Genomic DNA, 17,169 nt, shown 5'->3' with positions numbered 1-17,169 from the left:
ACCCTTCCCCGGCGCCGCGTTTCATTTGCGGGCGGGAGCTCGCTCCCTTCCGACGACCCTCACCCCGGCCCTCTCCCAGAGGGAGAGGGAGCGCACCCCATGCACCTCGTCCCCGCCTCCGACGCACAGAAGCTCCAGCTTGATGCGCTCACGTACTCCGAATGGGGCAGGCTCCTCACCCTCGAGGGCTACCTCTCCCGGGAGCTTCGTCTGCGCGCACACCCCTGGGCCCGCGCCGACATGCGCACCTGGTTGCTGTGCGCCGACGATGGCGCCGTGCTCGCCTCCTGCGAGACGTTCCGCACCGGCAGCTTCCAGCGCGCTCCCGGCGGTGCGCTCCTCCCGGGAGACTCCTTCGCCATCGCCAGCGTCTTCACCGAGGAGCGTCTGCGCGGCCACGGCCATGCCACCCGCCTCATGGACCTGCTCGCCGCCGAGCTGGAGCGCCAGCCTCGCGCCCACGCCGCCCTCCTCTTCTCCGACGTGGGCCCCCGCCTCTACGCGCGCTCCGGCTACCGCGAGCTCCCCGCCTGGGACTGGCACCTCGCTCCCTCCCCGGGGGCGCCCGGCGAGACGGTGGACTCGCTCCTGCGGGAGTCGGACCTCGGCCCGGCCCTCGACCGCATGCGCCGCCCCGAGCTGCCCTTCTTCTTCTGGCCCACTCCCACCCAGCTCGACTGGCACCTCGAGCGCGGGCGCATCTACGTCGAGCACCTCGGCTGCTCGCTCCCCCAATCCGCTGGCGCCACCGTGGGCGGCTCCACCGCCCTCTGGGGACTCGTGGGCCGGAGCGCCGAGCTGACGGTGTTGATGTTCGACGCCCGCTCGCCCGCCGAGGCCATCGCCCTCCTCGAAGCGGCCCGGCGCGAGGCTCACCGCGCGGGCCTGTCCCGGGTCGTCCTCTGGGAGGAGCCCGGGAATGCCTCGCTCCTGCCGCTCGTGGCCGGCGCCACCCGTATTGCCCGCGACGGCTCGCTGCCCATGGTGCGGCCCCTCCGCCCGGACGTGCACCCGCCGGCCCTCCTCCCCGTGCCGCGAGGGCTCTGGGTCTGACGACCCGTTAGGATGGGCCATGGACTGCACCCGCTGTGGCGCCTGCTGCGTGGCGCCGGACATCGCCGCCCTCGACAAGCCCCTGGGCATGCGCTGCCCCCACCTCACCGCCGACAACCTGTGCTCGGTGTACGAGCGGCGGCCCCAGGTGTGCCGCGACTACGCGGCCGACGAGGTCTGCCACCTCATCGAGGCCCCCACGCTCGAGGAGCGCGTCCAGAAGTACCTCGCCCTCTTCGGGCTCACGGACGAGGCCGAGTCCATCCGCCAGCGCGGCTGTTCCTCCATGCGGAAGGCCCGCTCCGGGTGATATCCCCCGGGCCGTGCCCTTCCAGCCCTCCGAGCCCTTCGCCCCCGCGCGCGGCCTCGCCTCTCCGCACGCGCAGACCATCTACGCCTCGCTCGTGCGCCCCACGCACGCTCCCGCCCTGAAGCGCGAGCGCTGGGAGCTGCCCGACGGAGACTTCGTCGACCTCGACTCCTTCGACGGTGTCACGGGCGCCCCCCACGTCGTCACCCTCCATGGCCTGGAGGGCTCCTCGCGCGCCGGCTACATCACCGCCATCCTCCGCGGCGCCGCCGAGCGCGGCTGGGGCGCCACCGCCATCAACTTCCGCTCCTGCAGCGGAGAGCCCAACCGGCTCGCCCGCTCCTACCACTCGGGGGACATCGGCGATGCGCTCTCGGTGATGAAGCACCTGCGCCAGCGCCTCACCGGCCCGCTCTACGCGGTGGGCTTCTCGCTCGGCGCCAACGTGCTGCTGCGGTTATTGGAGGAGACGGGGGACCACTCCCCCGTGGACGCCGCCGCCGCCATGAGCGCGCCCTATGACCTGGGCGTCTGCGCGGACACGCTGGATGGACCCGGCCCCTTCCAGCGCCTCTACCGCGAGCGCTTCCTGCGCACCCTCAAGGCCAAGGCGCGCGAGAAGCTCCGCCGCTTCCCCGGTGCCTTCGACGGCCAGGCCATGGAGCGCGCGCGCACCATCCGCGGCTTCGACGACTCCGTCACCGCCCCGCTCCACGGCTTCCGCGACGCCACCCACTACTACGCCGAGGCCTCCTCGGGTCCCCGCCTCCACGCCATCCGCCGCCCCACCCTGCTGCTGAGCGCCAAGGACGACCCGATGATTCCCGCCGCCACCCACCCGCGGGACGTGTCCGCCAACCCCCACCTGCACCTCGTCGTCACCGAGCACGGTGGCCACGTGGGCTTCGTCGCCGCGAGCGCCTTCTCCCCGTCCTTCTGGGGCGAGGCGGAGATGCTGGCCTTCCTCTCCTCCCGCAATGCGGGCGCCCGGCCGGGGTGACCCGGCCGGGCTCCGCACCGGGCGCCCCATCGCCCTCCCCCACCCCTTCACCTCACGGCGGGCGGCCCATCCATCCCCCACCCCTTCACCGCCGCCCCGCCGCGAGGCACCCCACGGCACCGCTCAACCCAACCCGCCCCACCCCGTCCCGCGATACCGCCCCGTCCTGCGCACCGATGCATCAGCACGAGTCGTGCCGAAGCCCGCGTAGGGGATGAAATCTCGTGATTCCAGGAGCTTGGGAGCCAACTCGTCCCGTGGGGCAGGTCCGCGCGCGCCGGGGCCCGGAAAAAACTCCCGGGGCCGGCGCAGGCGAGGCGGAAAGGGGATGCGAGAGGGTGGGAAAAACCTTCCCTACCCACGTTACAACCCCGCCCATGGCCAGCCTTCCTCCCTGCGGGCTGTACCGGACACGCCGAGCGCTCGGTACGGACATCCCCGCGGGCCGACTCGTCTACTTCCACAACCATGGAGAGCCGGGCCCCGGCCTCTATCTGCCGAGCGGCTGGGCCTCCAACCGCGCCCGCTGGCACTCGCGGGGCACGCTCCTGCCGGACGCGGCCTGGGCGGAGAACCTCGAGCCCCTGCTGGCCGAGGGCCTCTACCGCGTCCTCGCGTCCTTCACCTGCTGCGCGAAGGACTGCCGCACCTTCGAGCACGAGCAGCTCGTCCAGCTCGGGTACAACGGCGAGGCGGAGCCCATCCTCTTCGTCCCCGAGTGGACGGAGCAGGGGCTCTTCCTGCCCACCGGCGGCACCCGCGTGGACCGGGAGCGTCTGGAGCGGCTCGCGCCCTTGAAGGTCGCCCGGAGCGAGACCGCCTCGGGCCCCGACTCCCTGCTCCACTGACGCGGGCGGGGTGCGTCAGGCCTCGCCGATGGGCGGGCGCAGCATGCGCAGCAGGTGCTGGGCGAGCAGATCCCTCGTGGCCCGCTGCAGCTCGCTCAGGAGCTGGTGCAGGCCCTCGGCCGAGCCGTCGCGCACGTCGCGCACGCGCTCCTCGTTGCCGTCGAAGACGCGTAGGCGCCCCGGCACCAGGGTGATGAGGGGCTGGCGCGGGTGGCGCCGCTTGAGCAGGCCCAGCATCAACGGGTGGTCCTCGTCCGGCCGGCGCGCGTCCACCACCACCAGGGCGGGCTCGTCCTCGGCGATGGAGTCCAGGACCTCGTCCGCGTCCGCCATGGCGACGACGGAGAGGTCCGGCTCCGCGAGGATGCGCGAGAGCAGCTCCCGGGAAGGGCGGTGCGGGCTGAGGATGACGATGCGGCGCATCATGATGATGCCGGAAGGGTAGACCCTCCCCTTCGGCACCACCAGGGCCTCGGCTCCAGCGAGGAGGCGTCCGAGCCTTCCCTGAACCCCCTCGCTGGACCACACGAGAAGTAGGAAGGAAATCTGGCGCGGGGCCCGCTTCTGGCCGAGTGTACACTCCTGGACGAATGAGGGGCATTCCGCTGGTAAAGCACCTGCAAGTTTCCTCCCTGGACAGCCTGCTGGACGCAAAAAACCAACCTCGAAAGTCATGCTCTGGCGCTGGCGCGGAGATCGGGTTACTCCCGTCTCGCACCGATGGCGACCGAGCTCCACTTCGACTGCGGCACCCTGGTTGCGCCCTCGCTTCCGGAGGATGGTGCCCTGCGAGCCCTCTTCCAGCGAGACACGCGCACCGGGGTGTACCGGGCCGCGGCCCGGCACTACCGCGAGGTGGTGTTGCGGCTGCGCGAGCTGGGCCTGCCCTACGAGGACAGGGCGAAGCGCTTCGAGCCCTTGGAGGTAGTGCTCACCCAGCCCATCGAGCCCTTCCCCCACCAGCGGGCCGCGCTGGAGGCCTGGAACCAGGCGGGCGGGCGGGGGTTGGTGGAGCTGCCCACGGGCGCGGGCAAGACTCTGCTGGCGGTGCTGGCCATCGCCCGGGTGAAGCGGCCCACGCTGGTGGTCGTGCCCACCTTGGATCTCATGACGCAGTGGCAGGGAGTGCTGTCGAGGCACCTGGGCGTCGCGGTGGGAATGCTGGGAGGCGGAGTGAGTGACCGGCAGCCGCTGACGGTGACGACGTACGACTCGGCGGCGATGCAGACGGAGTTCCACGGCAACCGCTTCGGCTTCCTCATCTGCGACGAGTGCCACCACCTGCCGGCGCCCAGCTACCGTTTCATCGCGGAGGGCTCGCTGGCGCCGTACCGGCTGGGCCTCACCGCCACGCTGGAGCGCACGGACGGTGGCGAGCGCGTGTGCGAGGAGCTGCTGGGGCCGCTGGTGCACCGCACGGACATCCGCGAGTTGCAGGGGCGCTACCTGGCCCCGTACGAGGTGCGCCACATCGAGGTGCCGCTGACGCCCGACGAGCAGACGAGGCACGACGAGGCGCGGGCGCGCTACCTGGCCTTCATCCGGCAGCGGGGCATCCGCTTCGACGTGCCGGAGGGCTGGGCGCGCTTCCTCGCGGAGAGCCAGCGCACGGACGAGGGGCGCGCGGCGTACCGGGGCTACCGGGAGCAGCGGCGCATCGCCCTCACCTCGAGCGCGAAGGTGGACGTGCTGTGGCGCCTGCTGCTGGAGCACCGCGAGGACCGCATCATCGTCTTCACCGACGACAACGAGACGGTGTACACGCTGGCGCGCAGGCTGCTGCTGCCGGCGCTGACGCACCACACGCCGGTGCCCGAGCGCAAGGCGCTGCTGGCGGCCTTCGCGAGCGGGGAGCTGCCGGTGCTGCTCACCTCGCGGGTACTCAACGAGGGCGTGGACGTGCCGGAGGCGCGGGTGGGCGTGGTGCTCAGTGGGAGTGGCAGCGTGCGAGAGCACGTGCAGCGGCTGGGGCGGATCCTCCGCCAGCGCCCGGGCAAGCGCGCCCTCTTGTACGAGGTGTGCTCGGCGCAGACGGCCGAGGCCTCCATCAGCGAGCGGCGGCGCCAGCACCGGGCCTACCAGGAGGACGAGCCTTGTTGACGCGCGAGCTCCTCCTCTTCCGCGTGCGCGACGGGAAGCTGCGCCCCTCCTTCGTGAAGCGGGGGGACGCGGGGCTGCTGGCGCTGGCGGGCGAGCTCATCGCCGAGGTGGAAGCGGGGCGCGGGCGCACGCGGGACGAGGTGGAGGAGACGCTGGGGCTGAGGGCCGGAGCGCACACGCGGCCCAAGGTGGCGCGGGGGTTGGCGAAGCTGCTGGTGGACCGGATGCTCTTCGACGAGCCCTCGGAGGGCATCTCCGAGGCGCGCGCGGCGGCCTTCCGCGAGGCGGCCCGGGTGCTGCGCGCGCTGCCCGGAGACGCGACGGTGGAGGCCTACGAGTCGCGGCTGGCCGAGGCCCTGCCCCGCCCCCTGCCCGAGCTGCGCGAGGCGCTGTACGCGGACCTCCCGGGCAACCGGCGGCTGCTGGACTGGGAGGCGGTGGCTCCGGCGGATCTGCTGGATCGCTACAACCTGTCGCTGGCGCAGGGGCCGCTGTTCGATGCGCGCCGGCTGACGCTGAGGGCCCGGGCGCCGGAGCTGCTGAGGGTGCGCAAGGTGCTGCGCTGGCTGAAGTTCTGCCGGCTGGTGGCGGAGGTGCGGCGCGACGGCGACGACTGGGTGCTGGAGGTGGAGGGCCCGGGCGCCATGCTGTCGCTGCAGAAGAAGTACGGGCTGCAGCTGGCCAGCTTCCTGTCGGTGGTGCCGGTGCTCGAGCGCTGGCAGCTCACGGCGGCCATCGAGAGCCCCCGGCGCCGGGTGACGCTGGTGCTGAGTCACGAGGATCCGCTGGTATCCCCGCACGGCTCGGCGCTGGGCCACATCCCGCCGGAGGTGGCCACGCTGGCGCAGGGCTTCGACGACGCGGACTGGGAGTTGGATCTGCTGCCCCTGCCCCGCAACACGGGAGCCACCGGGTTGTGCGTGCCGGACCTGACCTTCCGTCACAAGCAGACGCGGCGCGAGGTGGCGCTGGAGCTGTTCCACGCGTGGCATGCGGGCCCCCTGGCGCGGCGGCTCGAGGAGCTGCGCTCGCGGCCGGATGAGGGGCTGCTGTTGGGGGTGGATCGGGCGCTGGCGAAGGACACCGGGGAGCGCGCTGCTCTGGAGGCACACCCGCAGGTGGTGCTCTTCCATGGATTCCCATCGGCGAAGAGGCTGCGCGCGAGGCTCTCACCGTGAGACGGACACCCTGCCTACCCGTTCTTCTGTCCCAGGTGCGCGGCCACGAGGCTCAGCACCCGGAGCGAGTTGCGATCCAACTGGCGGGCCCGGCGCAGCAGGCGGCGAAGCTCGGCGGGCTCATTGGCCTCGGGAGGTGGAGGCTGCGGCGTCCAGGCGACGGGACTCTCATTGGACAGGCCCAGGGCCTCGTCCGCGGACAGGGCGAGCACCGCACACAGCTTGCGAAAGGTGGGGACGCTCGGAAGCATGTTTCCCCGCTCCAGGCGCCCGTACACCTCGGTGGCGATGCCGATCCGCTCCGCCACGTCTTCCTGTGTGAGGTTGAGGCGCTGCCGGGCTGCGCGTGCGCTCTCTCCCAGCCTGGTTGCCAGCTTTTTTGCCATTGTCCCGGGACCCGAGTGGTTCACCGGTGGCAATATGACTCGGGAGGTTGGTTTCCCAGGACGACTGGGGTAGTATCTCCGACCGAGGACCCGTCACGTTACATGCCAGGTCCTGGAGGCTCGGGATGACCGCTGACGGCAAGCCCTCCTACCTGTTCGTCGACGAGGACCCTCTGCAGCTCTCCGCCTTGCGGAGGATGTTGCGGGATGTGCCAGGTACCAAGCGCATGGCGACCAGTGGAGAGGAGGCCCTGCAGATGGCGGAGGAGGAACCCCCCTCCGTCGTCGTCGCGGCGTACATCCTGCCGGGCATGGATGGACTGACCTTGCTGGCGGCCCTGCGGGCCCGCACCCCCGGCCTGCACTGCGCCCTCCACACCACGCAGTGGCCCGCGAGGGACATGCTGCCGCCCGACATCACCGTGCTGCTCAAGCCCTGCCCGCCCGAGCGGATGAGGGCCTTCCTGATGTCGGCGGCCACCGAAGAAGAGAAGTGAGCGGGGCCCACCGCCTCAGGACTTCGACTGCTCCATCTTCTTGCGCAGGCTCAGGGGGCGCATGTCCGTCCACACCTCCTTGATGTAGGCGAGACACTCGTCCTTGGTGCCTTCCTTGCCCGCGTCCTTCCAGCCGAGCGCGTTCTCACGATCCGCCGGCCAGATGGAGTACTGCTCCTCGTGGTTGACCACGACCTTGTAACGCTGCGTGTCCTCAGTGCTCATGTCCCCATTTGAACCCGCCGGCTCACGGGGGGTCAATGAGCGGATGCGCGGGGGCCGCGTGGAGCCCCTTCCCCCGGAGCACCCGCCCGACCTCGCGGGTCGGCTCGGAGCCGCCGGGAGGAAACGGAGGGCAGGACCTGTCGGGTTTGGGCCGGATGCGTCCGGGAGACCACCTCCGAGGACCTGCCAGGGTGGCTCCCCCTCCTCCTACCGGACCCCCCGGGAGAGGGCCCGCGCGTACTCCCAGGCCACCCGGGTGAAGCGCGCCGTGGCCAGCCCGCTCACGTACTGGCGCACCATGGCCCGCGTGGCTCCCACGTAGAAGAGCGCGCGGCGCGTGCGCTCCAGCTCACGCTCCGTGCGGCCCGGCTTGCCCTCCATCCAGGACATGCCGTCCAGCGCGTCCACACCGCAGAAGAACACCACCGGGCTCTCGTGCCCCTTGCACGAGAAGGCCGTCGTCACCCGGATGTAGTCCACCTTCCCCACGCTGAAGCCCGACACGTCCTGCCCGCTGCGGCCACCGAAGGCCACCGCCGGCAGGCCCGCGCGCTCCAGGGCCTCGGCCAGCCGCGCCGGGCGCACCGGGGCCACCACCAGCACGTCCGAGGGAAGTACCCCCTCCCGCTGGCACAGCCGCTTCACCTCGCGCACCAGCCACGCCTCCTCCGCCTGCGCCGAGTCGAAGCCGCGCACCACCGGCACCACGCCCTCGCGCTCGGTGCACTGCAGCCGGTACAGCCCGTCCACCCCCGGCACCGGCTCCTCCAGCAGGCCCTGCTCGCGCAGCTCGTGGGAGCGCATGAACTCGCGCATGCCGGGGTTGGGCAGCTTGTGCAGGCCGAGTGGATCCAACACCACGTTGAAGGCCAGCTCGGACACCTGGCGCGTGGAGCGGAACGCCTCGCGCAGCACGCGCACGCGGCCGGTGAAGTCGAGCCCGTCCGGCAGCTCCTTGCGCAGGGCCTCCACGGCGCTGTGCCCGTACACGTTCTGCGAGTCGTCCGCGAAGAGCAGGAAGGCCTTGAGTGGCGGCCCCTCCCCGCGCGTGAGCGGGCGGGCCAGCGAGTACAGGTGCGCGAGCTCCGTGGCGCTCAGGTCCTGCGCCTCGTCCACGAAGACGGCGTCGAAGCTGTCCGGGGCGAAGGAGCCCGTGCCCGTCATGTGCATGAGCGTCACCCGCTGTGTCATCAGCGGCGCCCGCTTGCCGAGCCGCTGCCGCATGGCCGCAACCAGCAGGCGCGACAGCAGGGGCGTCAGCGCCTTGTTGAAGAAGGACACCAGCACGCGCGCGTCCGGGTGCTCGGCGAGGTAGCGCGCCACCCAGTGCGCCAGCACGTACGTCTTCCCGCTGCCGGCCACGCCGCGCACCAGGTGGTGCCCCTCGTCGAAGCGGCGCTCGAAGAGGGCCACCTGCTCCTGGGTGAAGAGCGGCCCCATGTCCCGGAGCGAATCGATCTCCTGCCCGAGGGCCTCGGGCCGCCGGGCCACCTGGGCGCGCACGCCCGGCATCACCAGCAGGGGCTGTAGCGAGAAGCGGGGCTCCAGCGAGGGCGCCACGGGCGTGAGCAGCTCCAGGAGCTGCGAGGGGATGGCGGCCTCGGACTCGGCGCGCGAGGAGAGGACGAAGAGGTACTCGCGGGCGCGGCTGGCGGCCACGTTGAGCATGGGGGTGAGCTCGCTCGGGGCGAAGGGGCGCCCGGCGGCCACGGTGTCCACCACGACGACGTCGTACTCGGTGCCCTGCTGGCGGTGGATGGTGGAGGCCTGGAAGCGTGACTCGCTCCACCCCTTCTCCAGGGCCAGGGCGCGCAGCAGGGCCGCCTGCGCCCGGTACGGCGTCACCGCCAGCACCTTGAGGCCCGCCTTCAGCGCCGGCGCGGCGAGCGACACCACCAGCTCCGCCGAGAAGGGCCGCCGGTAGCCGTGGCCCGACTCCCCGCGCTCGTGACAGACGCGGCGCGCGTCCCGGGTGGCCTCGTCCAGCACCACCCAGCAGGCGCGCGCGGCCGGGTACACGTCCACCGTCTTCGGCTGCCGGGTGCGCGGGCCCTCGCCGTCCTCCAGCATGCCCGCGTAGCAGAAGTGGCTCACCACGGAGCCGATCTGCGGGTGCATGCGGTGCTGTGTCCGCAACAGCAGCACGTGCGAGGACTCGGACGCGGCCCGGGCGTCCTCCAGGTGCGACAGCGGCGAGCTGCGCATCCACGTCTGCACCGGCCGCTCCGCGCCCTCCAGTGCGCGGCTGACGGGGCCAATCTGCTTCGGATCCCCACCCAGCAACACCTTGCGCGCCAGCGGCGCCATCAGCCCCACGGCGGCGCGAGACACCATGCCGGCCTCGTCCACCACCAGCCGGTCGAAGCGCTCGGCGCCCTCCAGCTCGGACACGAGCCGCAGCGCGCGGTGCACGGTGAGCACCATGAGGGTGGCGTACCCCTCCCGGGCGACGAAGAGCGTCTCGTCCGTGAGGCCCTCGCGCACCTTGCGCAGCTCGGCCTTCACGGTGGCCATGCGCGAGGGAGGAGCGCCGTTGAGGAACTCGCGGCGCACGCGCTCCTCCATGTGCTCGATGCTCGCCGCGTGCTTCTGGTAGCCCGAGTCGTGGAGGACGGCGGGGAAGGCGTTCGTCAGCTCCAGGCCCACGCCCACGCCGCCCCGGAAGATGCGGCACGTGGTGTCCGGCGCATGGAGGGCCCCGGCCTTGGACAGCATGCGGGCCACGCGCAGGGCGAGCGTATCGGCGGCGCGGTTGGTGGGCGCCACCGCGAGGATGCGCTCCTTGGGGTTGCGTTGAATCGCCTGCGCGAGCAGCCGCGCCATCGTCTCCGTCTTGCCCGTGCCCGGAGGCCCCCAGAGCAGGCCCCAGGGTTTCTCCCAGAGGTCCTCGGGGCCGGGAGAGGGGCCGGCGCCGTCGTCGGGGATGTCCCCGCGCACACGGTCCAGCGCCTCGCGGACGCGCGAGCCGCGCGAGTCATAGGCGCGCGAGGCGGCGAGGAGCGCCTCGGAGAAGTCGAAGGGCTGGAAGGCCCAGCGCTCCGCGGAGGCCACCTCGGGCGGGATATGGCCCAGCGAGCGCGTGGAGATGAAGACGCGGCCCTGGGTGGGGTCCACGTGGACGATCTCCCCCACGAAGCGGCGCTCGTTCGGGAGGAAGCCGATGAGCTGTCCCCCACCCCAGCTCGCGTCCGCGGCGGGCTGGGGGGTGAGCCCGAGCAGGGACTCGTCCTCGAGCCGCACGTCCTCGGCGCCCTTGAGCATCACCCACCGGTACAGGGAGCGCTCGCTCTCCAACGCCGCCAGCAGGTCCTCCGGCAACACCGAGCGCACGACGAGGTCGGCGGGCTCGGCGGACGGGGCCGCGGTGGAAGGAGCCTGGGGAGCAGGCTTCCGGGCATGACGTGCCTGTGCTGACTCGTTCCCCATTCGGAAGGCCGGACCGGACAACGCCATGGTGCCCTGTGGAGGCGCAGAGGAAAAGCAGGCGGGCCTCGCTGAAACGTCTGAACGGGTCGGGAGTCCAGTAAGGTAGACGGTCAGCGCCCCCCACCATGAAGCTCTACGCCCTCAGTGACCTCCACCTGCGCTACGAGAAGAACCGGCAAGCGCTCGAATCACTCGCCCCCCATCCCGAGGACTGGCTCATCGTTGCTGGAGACGTGGGAGAGACCCAGGAGCACATGGACTTCGCGTGGCGCACGCTGACGGCGCGCTTCCAGAAGCTCATCTGGGTCCCCGGCAACCACGAGCTGTGGACGCTGACGCGCGAGCAGCCCGCGCTGCGCGGCGAGGCCCGCTACCAGCAGGTCGTGGAGCACTGCCGCTCGTATGGCGTGCTCACCCCGGAGGACCCCTACCCGCGCTGGCCGGGCGAGGGCCCGCACCGGGTGCTGGTGCCGCTGTTCCTGCTCTACGACTACTCCTTCCGCCCGGACCACGTCTCCGAGCAGGGCGCCGTCGAATGGGCCCTGGAGTCGCACGTGCTGTGCACGGACGAGGCCGTGCTGCACCCGGACCCGTACCCCTCACGGTCCGCCTGGTGCGCGGCGCGGGTGGAGCAGGCACTCGCCCGGCTGGAGGCCCTGCCGGCGGACTGCTCCACCATCCTCATCAACCACTTCCCGCTGCGCTACGAGCACGTGCGGCTGCCGCGCATCCCCCGCTTCTCCATCTGGTGCGGGACGAAGAAGACGGAGGACTGGCACCAGCGCTTCCGGGCCGAGGTCGTCGTCAGCGGCCACCTCCACATGCCCGCCACGCTGTGGCGTGACGGGGTGCGCTTCGAGGAGGTGTCACTCGGCTATCCGCAGCAGTGGGCCTGGCGCGGGGACATCTCCCGGTGTCTCCGGGAGATATTGCCGGGCCCCACGCCTGACGCCGCTCAGTAGAAGCAACGCACGCGGACCGTCCAACCCGGGTTCCACCCGGAGCAGGACCAGTACTCGTTCGCGGTGAACGTGGTGGAGCCGTCACCCAGCCGCTCACGGACGGAGCCCCAGCCCCAGGGCGCGCCGCAGAACGACACGCCCGCGCAATCCCCCGCCTCGGCCGAGCACCAGTTCGCACAGGTCGTTCCATCGCCCTGCCACCCCCCCGGGCAGCGGTCCTGCGTCCCCGCGCACTGGCCCCACCAGTAGCCGTTGGCCGTGGTGGCGCCCGTGAAGCCGAGCTCCTGGCAGAGCTGGTCTCCCGAGCGCGTGCCCCGTCCACAGGAAACCTGGGCCGTGCGCACGCTGGGCACGCAGGCCCCGTGGCCGTCGCAGATCTGATTCGTCCCGCACTCCGTGTTGGCGGGCAGGGGGCTGTCGACGCACACGGGCGCGCCGCTCGAGAAGTCGATGACGCCACGGCTGCACGGGTTGCCGGTGTCGCACGACAGCCCGGACCCGTATAGCTCCGCGGTGGCCTGGTCGTGGTTGCTGACGCCTCCCACCGCGAGGACGCGGCCATCGGGCAGCAACGTGGCGGTATGGGAGTAGCGTTCCACGTTCATGCTGACCGCGGCGCTCCACGTGCCGCCGGCGGGGTCATACAGCTCCGCGGAGGTGACGATGCCGGTGTACTCGTGGAAGCCACCGGCCACCAGGACCTTGCCGCCGGGCAGGAGCGTGGCCGAGTGGAAGCGGCGCGGCGTGGCCATGGCGCCAGTGGCCGACCAGGTACCGGTCTCCGGGTCATACAGCTCGGCCGAGGCCCCGAGGGCCGGGTCGATCCCCGCGCCGCCCACCACCAGCACCCTGCCACTCCCCAGCGGGGTGGCCGAGTGCCAGGCGCGGCCCACCCCCATGGCCCCCGTGGCCGACCAGGAGCCGGTGGCCGGGTCATACAGCTCGGCCGAGGTCAGCAGGTTGCCGCTGGCGTCCAGGCCGCCCATCACCAGCACCTTGCCCCCGGACACCAGGACGGCCGCATGGGAACGACGGGCCACGCCCAGGTGACCGGTGGCCGACCAGGAGCCGGTGGCCGGGTCATACAGCTCGGCCGAGGCCAGCGCGGTTCCGCCGTGCTCCCCGTCGGCACCACCCACCACCAGCACCCTGCCATCGGGCAGCCGGGTGGCGGTGTGGTGGAAGCGCGCCGAGACCATGGCGCCAGAGGAGAACCAGAGGCCCGAGACCGGGTCATACAGCTCCGAGGTACCGCCACCACAGATGAGCACGCGGCCATCCTTCAGCGGCGTCAGGCCATGGGCGCGGTAGGTGGTGAGGGTATCGCCCGTGCGCGTCCAGGAGCCGGTCCCCGGGTCATACAGCTCCGCGGTGACGTTGAAGCCACCGGCCACGAGCACCTTGCCACCGGAGAGCAGCGCGGCCGCGTGCTGCAACCGGCTCCGCTCCATGCTGCCCGTCAGCACCCACCCGGAGGACTCGGCGGGCGGCGGGAAGGGCGCGGTCCAGATCCTGGCGAGGCCCTCGTTCTGGACGTCTCCCCCCGTGGTGTCGATGGAGAGCGCGACGATGGGCGTGGAGGACCCGAAGCCGATGAACTCGAAGGCGTTCGCCGCCGTGCCGAGCACGTCATCCGTGAGCGTCTGGCTCGACCCATCGGCGAACGTGAGCGTGACGGTCTCGACCGCCGAGTGATTGGTCAGCAGCTCGAGGCCCACCGCGGAGACGGGCCGGGTGAAGGTGAGCTCGTAGTCATCCTCCCCCCGTCCAACGATGGTCGGGACGCGAGGTCTGGGATTCGTGTTGTTGACGTTCCACCCCGGGCCGATGAGGCAGATCCACTCCTGGGAGTGCGGAGCGCGGACCACGAGGCCGGGCAGCTCCTGGTGCCAGGGCAGCGCGATGCCGGAGAGCGCCTGGGTACAGCTATGGTCGGGGGACGAGACGATCTTCGTCGGGTAGGCCGCCTCCGCCGAGGGAGGGAAGGCCACCGGCCTCGCACCGGTCGTCGAGGCGAAGTCGGCCTGATGCGTGAATACTTGCACCTGCAAGTGCGCGGATGTGGTCCGCAAGGAATCAGGCGACTCTTCTCCGACCTGCGTGCAGGCGGAAAGAGCAATGACACAACACAGCATCGCCAGCGTGGAAGTTCGATGCACGAAGACATCCCCCAATCGGTGATGTCTTCAACCTACAAGGAAATCATCTCCAGGTACGAGCCGGGACAAGTGATTGTCATTGTCCCGCCAGTCCTCGCATCACGGCCGTCCATGGCCCGACAGGCAATGGCGACCTGGCGTTGGAAAGGACTCAGAGGACGTGGATGGCGCGCTGTGTCTTCACGTCCAGCAGCCCCGTGGTCGTGGTGCCGCCGCAGTACTGCTGGATCTTCCGGGCGATGAGCTCGGCCAGGCCGGTGAGCTCCTCGGTCTGGATGGCCGCCGAGGTGGCCTCGACGAACAGGGCGATGTCCTTGGAGCCGGTGGTCACCTTGGCCTGATCGCAGTCGCGGAAGTTCCAGCGGCGGGTGAGCACCTTCTCGTCATCCGCGTACACCACCTCGCCCGCGTCCGTCTGCTCGGGCTTGTCGGAGCCGATGGCGGTGAAGGACTCGCCTCCCTTGGACAGGCGCAGGTGCACATCACCCTTCACGCCCGTCACGTCGTAGCCGCCCACCGGCAGCAGGTAGAAGAGCTCCGCCAGCAGGTAGGCGTTCACCGCCTTGCTGATCCACGGGACAGGGTCCCCCTTCACCACGCGGCGCAGCAGCGCCTCGGCGCTGGGGCGGAACTTCTTCGGGTTGACGCCAAAGCTCTGGTAGGCCTCGCGCCACGCGAGGATGCGCCGGTCCGCCTCGAGCGCGGGCTGATCCGCGAACTGGCCACGGAAGCGCTGCTCCGCCTCGCGCAGCTCGTTGCCCAGGGCTTCGCTCTCCCCGGTGTTGTCCATGCCCCGCACCGTCAGGAAGCTGATGCGCAGGTCCGGGTAGCGCTGGGCCATCTCGTCGGAAACTTTGAGGTCCACGGGTCCTCCCAAAAAGGCGAAAGGGACGGGGCCCTTCGCAGGAACGACGGGACACGTCAAGCCCTCCGGGCGGAGGAACCTACCTGGCAAGAAGGTGGTAGAAATCTTTCATTGCTGAAAGAAAAGGAAAAAGGGAATTCTGGAAGAGATGAGGGGCGTCGAGAACGAGGACAAGGAGAAGGCTCCGGCGCGGTTGGGCGTGGCGGACATCCGCCATTTCCGGGCCTTCTTGGTGGAGGGCGAGCGGGCGAAGCTCTTCGAGGAGCTGCACCGGCCCCGTCCGGGCGTGGTGTGGCCGCAGGTGCTGGGGACGTGGGGACTCATCCTCGCCGCCTGGGCGCTGTGCTTCTACGTGTCGCCGCTGTGGCTGCCCCTGGCGCTGGTGGTGGTGGGCTCGCGGCAGCGCGCGCTGGGCAACAGCCTCCACGACGCCTCCCACGGCAACATGTTGGAGGGCCGCGAGGCGAACCGCCGGGTGGGCACGGTGCTGTGCTCGCTGCCGATGTTCGAGGACTTCGAGCTGTACCGCATCGAGCACCTGCGGCACCACGCCTACCTGGGCGTGCCCGAGAAGGATCCGGACTTCCTGTCGTTGCCGAGGGGCGCGGATGGCCAGCTCCCGCGCGCGCCCTGGGCCGTCTACCGGAGCTTCCTGCTGGACGGGACGATGTTCCGCAAGTCGCTGATCGGCGTGATGGACCGCATGAAGCCCGCGCAGCGGTGGAAGGTGCTGGCGTGGTGGCTGGTGGCGCTCGCGCTGCTGGCGGGGGTGGCGGGCCCGAAGGCGGCGCTGTCCTTCGCGGGGCTGTGGATGCTGGCGCGCGCCACCACGTACCACGCCATCAAGGTGTTCGCCGAGGTGTCGGACCACATCGGGCTCGAGCCGGGCTCCATCATCGGCTACACGCGCAACCTGCCGGGCAACTGGCTCTCCCACTTCCTGCATCCGCACCACGACAACTATCACCTCGCCCATCACCTCTTTCCGCGCATCCCGCTGGCCAACCTGCAACGGCTGCACGTGCTGCTGACGGAGGCCTCGGGCTACGGCTCGGCGCACCACTGCGACACCTACTTCCTCGGCCCCTCGTCGGTGGTGCGCAGCTGGGTGGCGCCCAAGGCCATCCCCGCGCTGGCCACGGTGGCACCGCGCCAGGGGAGCTCCCAGCCACGCGCGGCCTGAGCGCCCCCGGGGGCCCCGGGTCTTCCGTTCCCAGCGCCGATGGAGGAGGATCCCCGCCTTCTCCACCATGAGCAGCCCCCTTCTCCAGTTCGCCACCTGCGCCGTCGAGCGCAAGGCCAGCGCCGTCCTCTTCGGCGCCAACACCCAGGGCGCCGGCTTCTCCGAGAGCGCTCGCGGCAAGGCCGCCGAGGCCGGTGAGCGGCGTCACCTCTTCAGCGGGGACTTCGTGCGCGAGGCCGACAACGAGTCTCCCTCGCTCACCGAGCAGCTCGCCGACGGCGCCTCCCTCTACGACGCGGGCAACCTCCCGCTGAGCGGGCTGTCGGCGGAGGAGCAGGTGGCCCGGGTGCGCGCGCGCTTCCTGGAGCTGTTCCAGCGCGGCCAGCGCGCGGTGTGCCTCGGAGGGGACCACCTCATCAAATACGCGGCCTTCTCCGCGGTGAGCGCGGCCTTCGAGGACTGCGGCATCGTCTACCTGGATGCCCACCCGGACTGCGCCCAGGAGGAGCGGCTCTACTTCGGCTCCATCCTTCACCACGCCTGGCTGCTGCCCCACGTGAGCCCGGAGCGCACCAGCCTGCTGGGGCTGCGGCAGGTGAACGCGACCGAGCGCAAGGGGCTGTGGCGCTGGAAGCCCGGCATCATCCACGCCCTGGAGTTCTGTGAGCTCGGGCTGCCGGAGGTCATCTCCAAGCTGAAGTCGCAGCTCGGGAAGGTGCGGCGCGTCTTCTTCTCGGTGGACCTGGACGGCCTGGCGCCCCACGAGGTGCCCGCGGTGGAGGCCCCCTACCCCGGCGGCCCTACCCTGCGCGAGGTGCTGGTGCTGCTGCGCGCGCTCGCCGAGCGCTACGAGCTGGTGGGCATGGACGTCTCCGAGTTCATCCCGGAGCTGGACTCCGTGAAGCTCACCGCGCTGACCACGGCGCGGCTGACGAAGGAGTTCGCGCTCCTGCCCTCGCCGCGCGACCGGCGCTGAC

At 71.2% G+C, this 17,169-nt stretch carries 16 protein-coding genes; 10 read left to right on the top strand and 6 right to left on the bottom strand.

Features of this window, described 5'->3' with window-relative positions:
* Window positions 1-99: 99 nt before the first annotated feature.
* The 4 genes from JRI60_RS09365 to JRI60_RS09350 all read left to right on the top strand — a co-directional run bounded on the left by JRI60_RS09365 (window position 100) and on the right by JRI60_RS09350 (window position 3,211).
* A complete protein-coding gene (locus JRI60_RS09365) occupies window positions 100-1,053 on the top strand; it encodes a GNAT family N-acetyltransferase (RefSeq protein WP_204225499.1) in 954 nt (317 codons plus the stop codon).
* 19 nt (window positions 1,054-1,072) lie between these two features.
* Window positions 1,073-1,363 carry a YkgJ family cysteine cluster protein gene (locus JRI60_RS09360; protein WP_204225498.1) on the top strand — a complete coding sequence of 97 codons (291 nt, stop codon included), beginning with the start codon at window positions 1,073-1,075 and terminating at the stop codon, window positions 1,361-1,363.
* A 13-nt stretch (window positions 1,364-1,376) separates the two neighbouring features.
* Window positions 1,377-2,363 (top strand): YheT family hydrolase, encoded by a 987-nt coding sequence (locus JRI60_RS09355; protein ID WP_204225497.1) that lies wholly within the window; start codon window positions 1,377-1,379, stop codon window positions 2,361-2,363.
* 377 nt (window positions 2,364-2,740) lie between these two features.
* A complete protein-coding gene (locus JRI60_RS09350) occupies window positions 2,741-3,211 on the top strand; it encodes a hypothetical protein (protein ID WP_204225496.1) in 471 nt (156 codons plus the stop codon).
* Between the two features lie 15 nt (window positions 3,212-3,226).
* On the opposite strand, the gene JRI60_RS09345 is transcribed toward JRI60_RS09350, so the two are convergent.
* Window positions 3,227-3,634 carry a DNA-binding response regulator gene (locus JRI60_RS09345; RefSeq protein WP_204228849.1) on the bottom strand — a complete coding sequence of 136 codons (408 nt, stop codon included), beginning with the start codon at window positions 3,632-3,634 and terminating at the stop codon, window positions 3,227-3,229.
* Window positions 3,635-3,931: 297 nt separating this feature from the next.
* Between JRI60_RS09345 and JRI60_RS09340 the strand changes: the two genes are divergently transcribed.
* Both JRI60_RS09340 and JRI60_RS09335 read left to right on the top strand, forming a co-directional pair.
* Entirely contained in the window at window positions 3,932-5,311 is a 1,380-nt protein-coding gene (locus JRI60_RS09340) for a DEAD/DEAH box helicase (RefSeq protein WP_204225495.1), read from the top strand.
* On the top strand, window positions 5,305-6,489 hold the full coding sequence (locus JRI60_RS09335) for a DUF790 family protein (protein ID WP_204225494.1): 1,185 nt from the start codon (window positions 5,305-5,307) through the stop codon (window positions 6,487-6,489). The genes JRI60_RS09340 and JRI60_RS09335 overlap by 7 nt, the downstream gene beginning before the upstream one ends.
* 14 nt (window positions 6,490-6,503) lie before the next feature.
* On the opposite strand, the gene JRI60_RS09330 is transcribed toward JRI60_RS09335, so the two are convergent.
* On the bottom strand, window positions 6,504-6,875 hold the full coding sequence (locus JRI60_RS09330) for a helix-turn-helix transcriptional regulator (protein ID WP_204225493.1): 372 nt from the start codon (window positions 6,873-6,875) through the stop codon (window positions 6,504-6,506).
* A gap of 125 nt (window positions 6,876-7,000) precedes the next feature.
* On the opposite strand from JRI60_RS09330, the gene JRI60_RS09325 reads away from it, so the two are divergent.
* Window positions 7,001-7,372, top strand: a complete 372-nt coding sequence (locus JRI60_RS09325) for a response regulator (RefSeq protein ID WP_204225492.1) — start codon at window positions 7,001-7,003, stop codon at window positions 7,370-7,372.
* A 15-nt stretch (window positions 7,373-7,387) separates the two neighbouring features.
* Here the strand turns inward: JRI60_RS09325 and JRI60_RS09320 are convergent, their stop codons facing one another.
* On the bottom strand, window positions 7,388-7,597 hold the full coding sequence (locus JRI60_RS09320; protein ID WP_204225491.1) for an MbtH family protein: 210 nt from the start codon (window positions 7,595-7,597) through the stop codon (window positions 7,388-7,390).
* 207 nt (window positions 7,598-7,804) lie between these two features.
* Complete coding sequence (locus tag JRI60_RS09315) at window positions 7,805-11,023, bottom strand: AAA domain-containing protein (protein WP_204225490.1); 3,219 nt, start codon at window positions 11,021-11,023, stop codon at window positions 7,805-7,807.
* 125 nt (window positions 11,024-11,148) lie between these two features.
* Here JRI60_RS09315 and JRI60_RS09310 point away from each other — a divergent pair, with 125 nt between their 5' ends.
* Window positions 11,149-11,985 carry a metallophosphoesterase family protein gene (locus JRI60_RS09310; RefSeq protein ID WP_204225489.1) on the top strand — a complete coding sequence of 279 codons (837 nt, stop codon included), beginning with the start codon at window positions 11,149-11,151 and terminating at the stop codon, window positions 11,983-11,985.
* Here JRI60_RS09310 and JRI60_RS09305 read toward each other — a convergent pair.
* A complete protein-coding gene (locus tag JRI60_RS09305; protein ID WP_239470431.1) occupies window positions 11,979-14,057 on the bottom strand; it encodes a Kelch repeat-containing protein in 2,079 nt (692 codons plus the stop codon). The two genes, JRI60_RS09310 and JRI60_RS09305, sit on opposite strands and share 7 nt — an antisense overlap.
* Window positions 14,058-14,295: 238 nt before the next feature.
* Window positions 14,296-15,009, bottom strand: coding sequence for a B3/B4 domain-containing protein (locus JRI60_RS09300; protein ID WP_204225488.1), 714 nt, complete (start codon window positions 15,007-15,009; stop codon window positions 14,296-14,298).
* A gap of 148 nt (window positions 15,010-15,157) precedes the next feature.
* Between JRI60_RS09300 and JRI60_RS09295 the strand changes: the two genes are divergently transcribed.
* Window positions 15,158-16,192 (top strand): fatty acid desaturase family protein, encoded by a 1,035-nt coding sequence (locus JRI60_RS09295; RefSeq protein WP_204225487.1) that lies wholly within the window; start codon window positions 15,158-15,160, stop codon window positions 16,190-16,192.
* Between the two features lie 67 nt (window positions 16,193-16,259).
* Entirely contained in the window at window positions 16,260-17,168 is a 909-nt protein-coding gene (locus JRI60_RS09290) for an arginase family protein (RefSeq protein ID WP_204225486.1), read from the top strand.
* The last annotated feature ends 1 nt before the right edge of the window (window position 17,169 follow it).

Origin of the sequence: Archangium violaceum (genome assembly GCF_016887565.1) — a bacterium.
Lineage (GTDB): Bacteria > Myxococcota > Myxococcia > Myxococcales > Myxococcaceae > Archangium > Archangium violaceum_B.
Note: the sequence above shows the minus strand (reverse complement) of the source record. Positions and strands in the feature narration are given on the sequence as shown.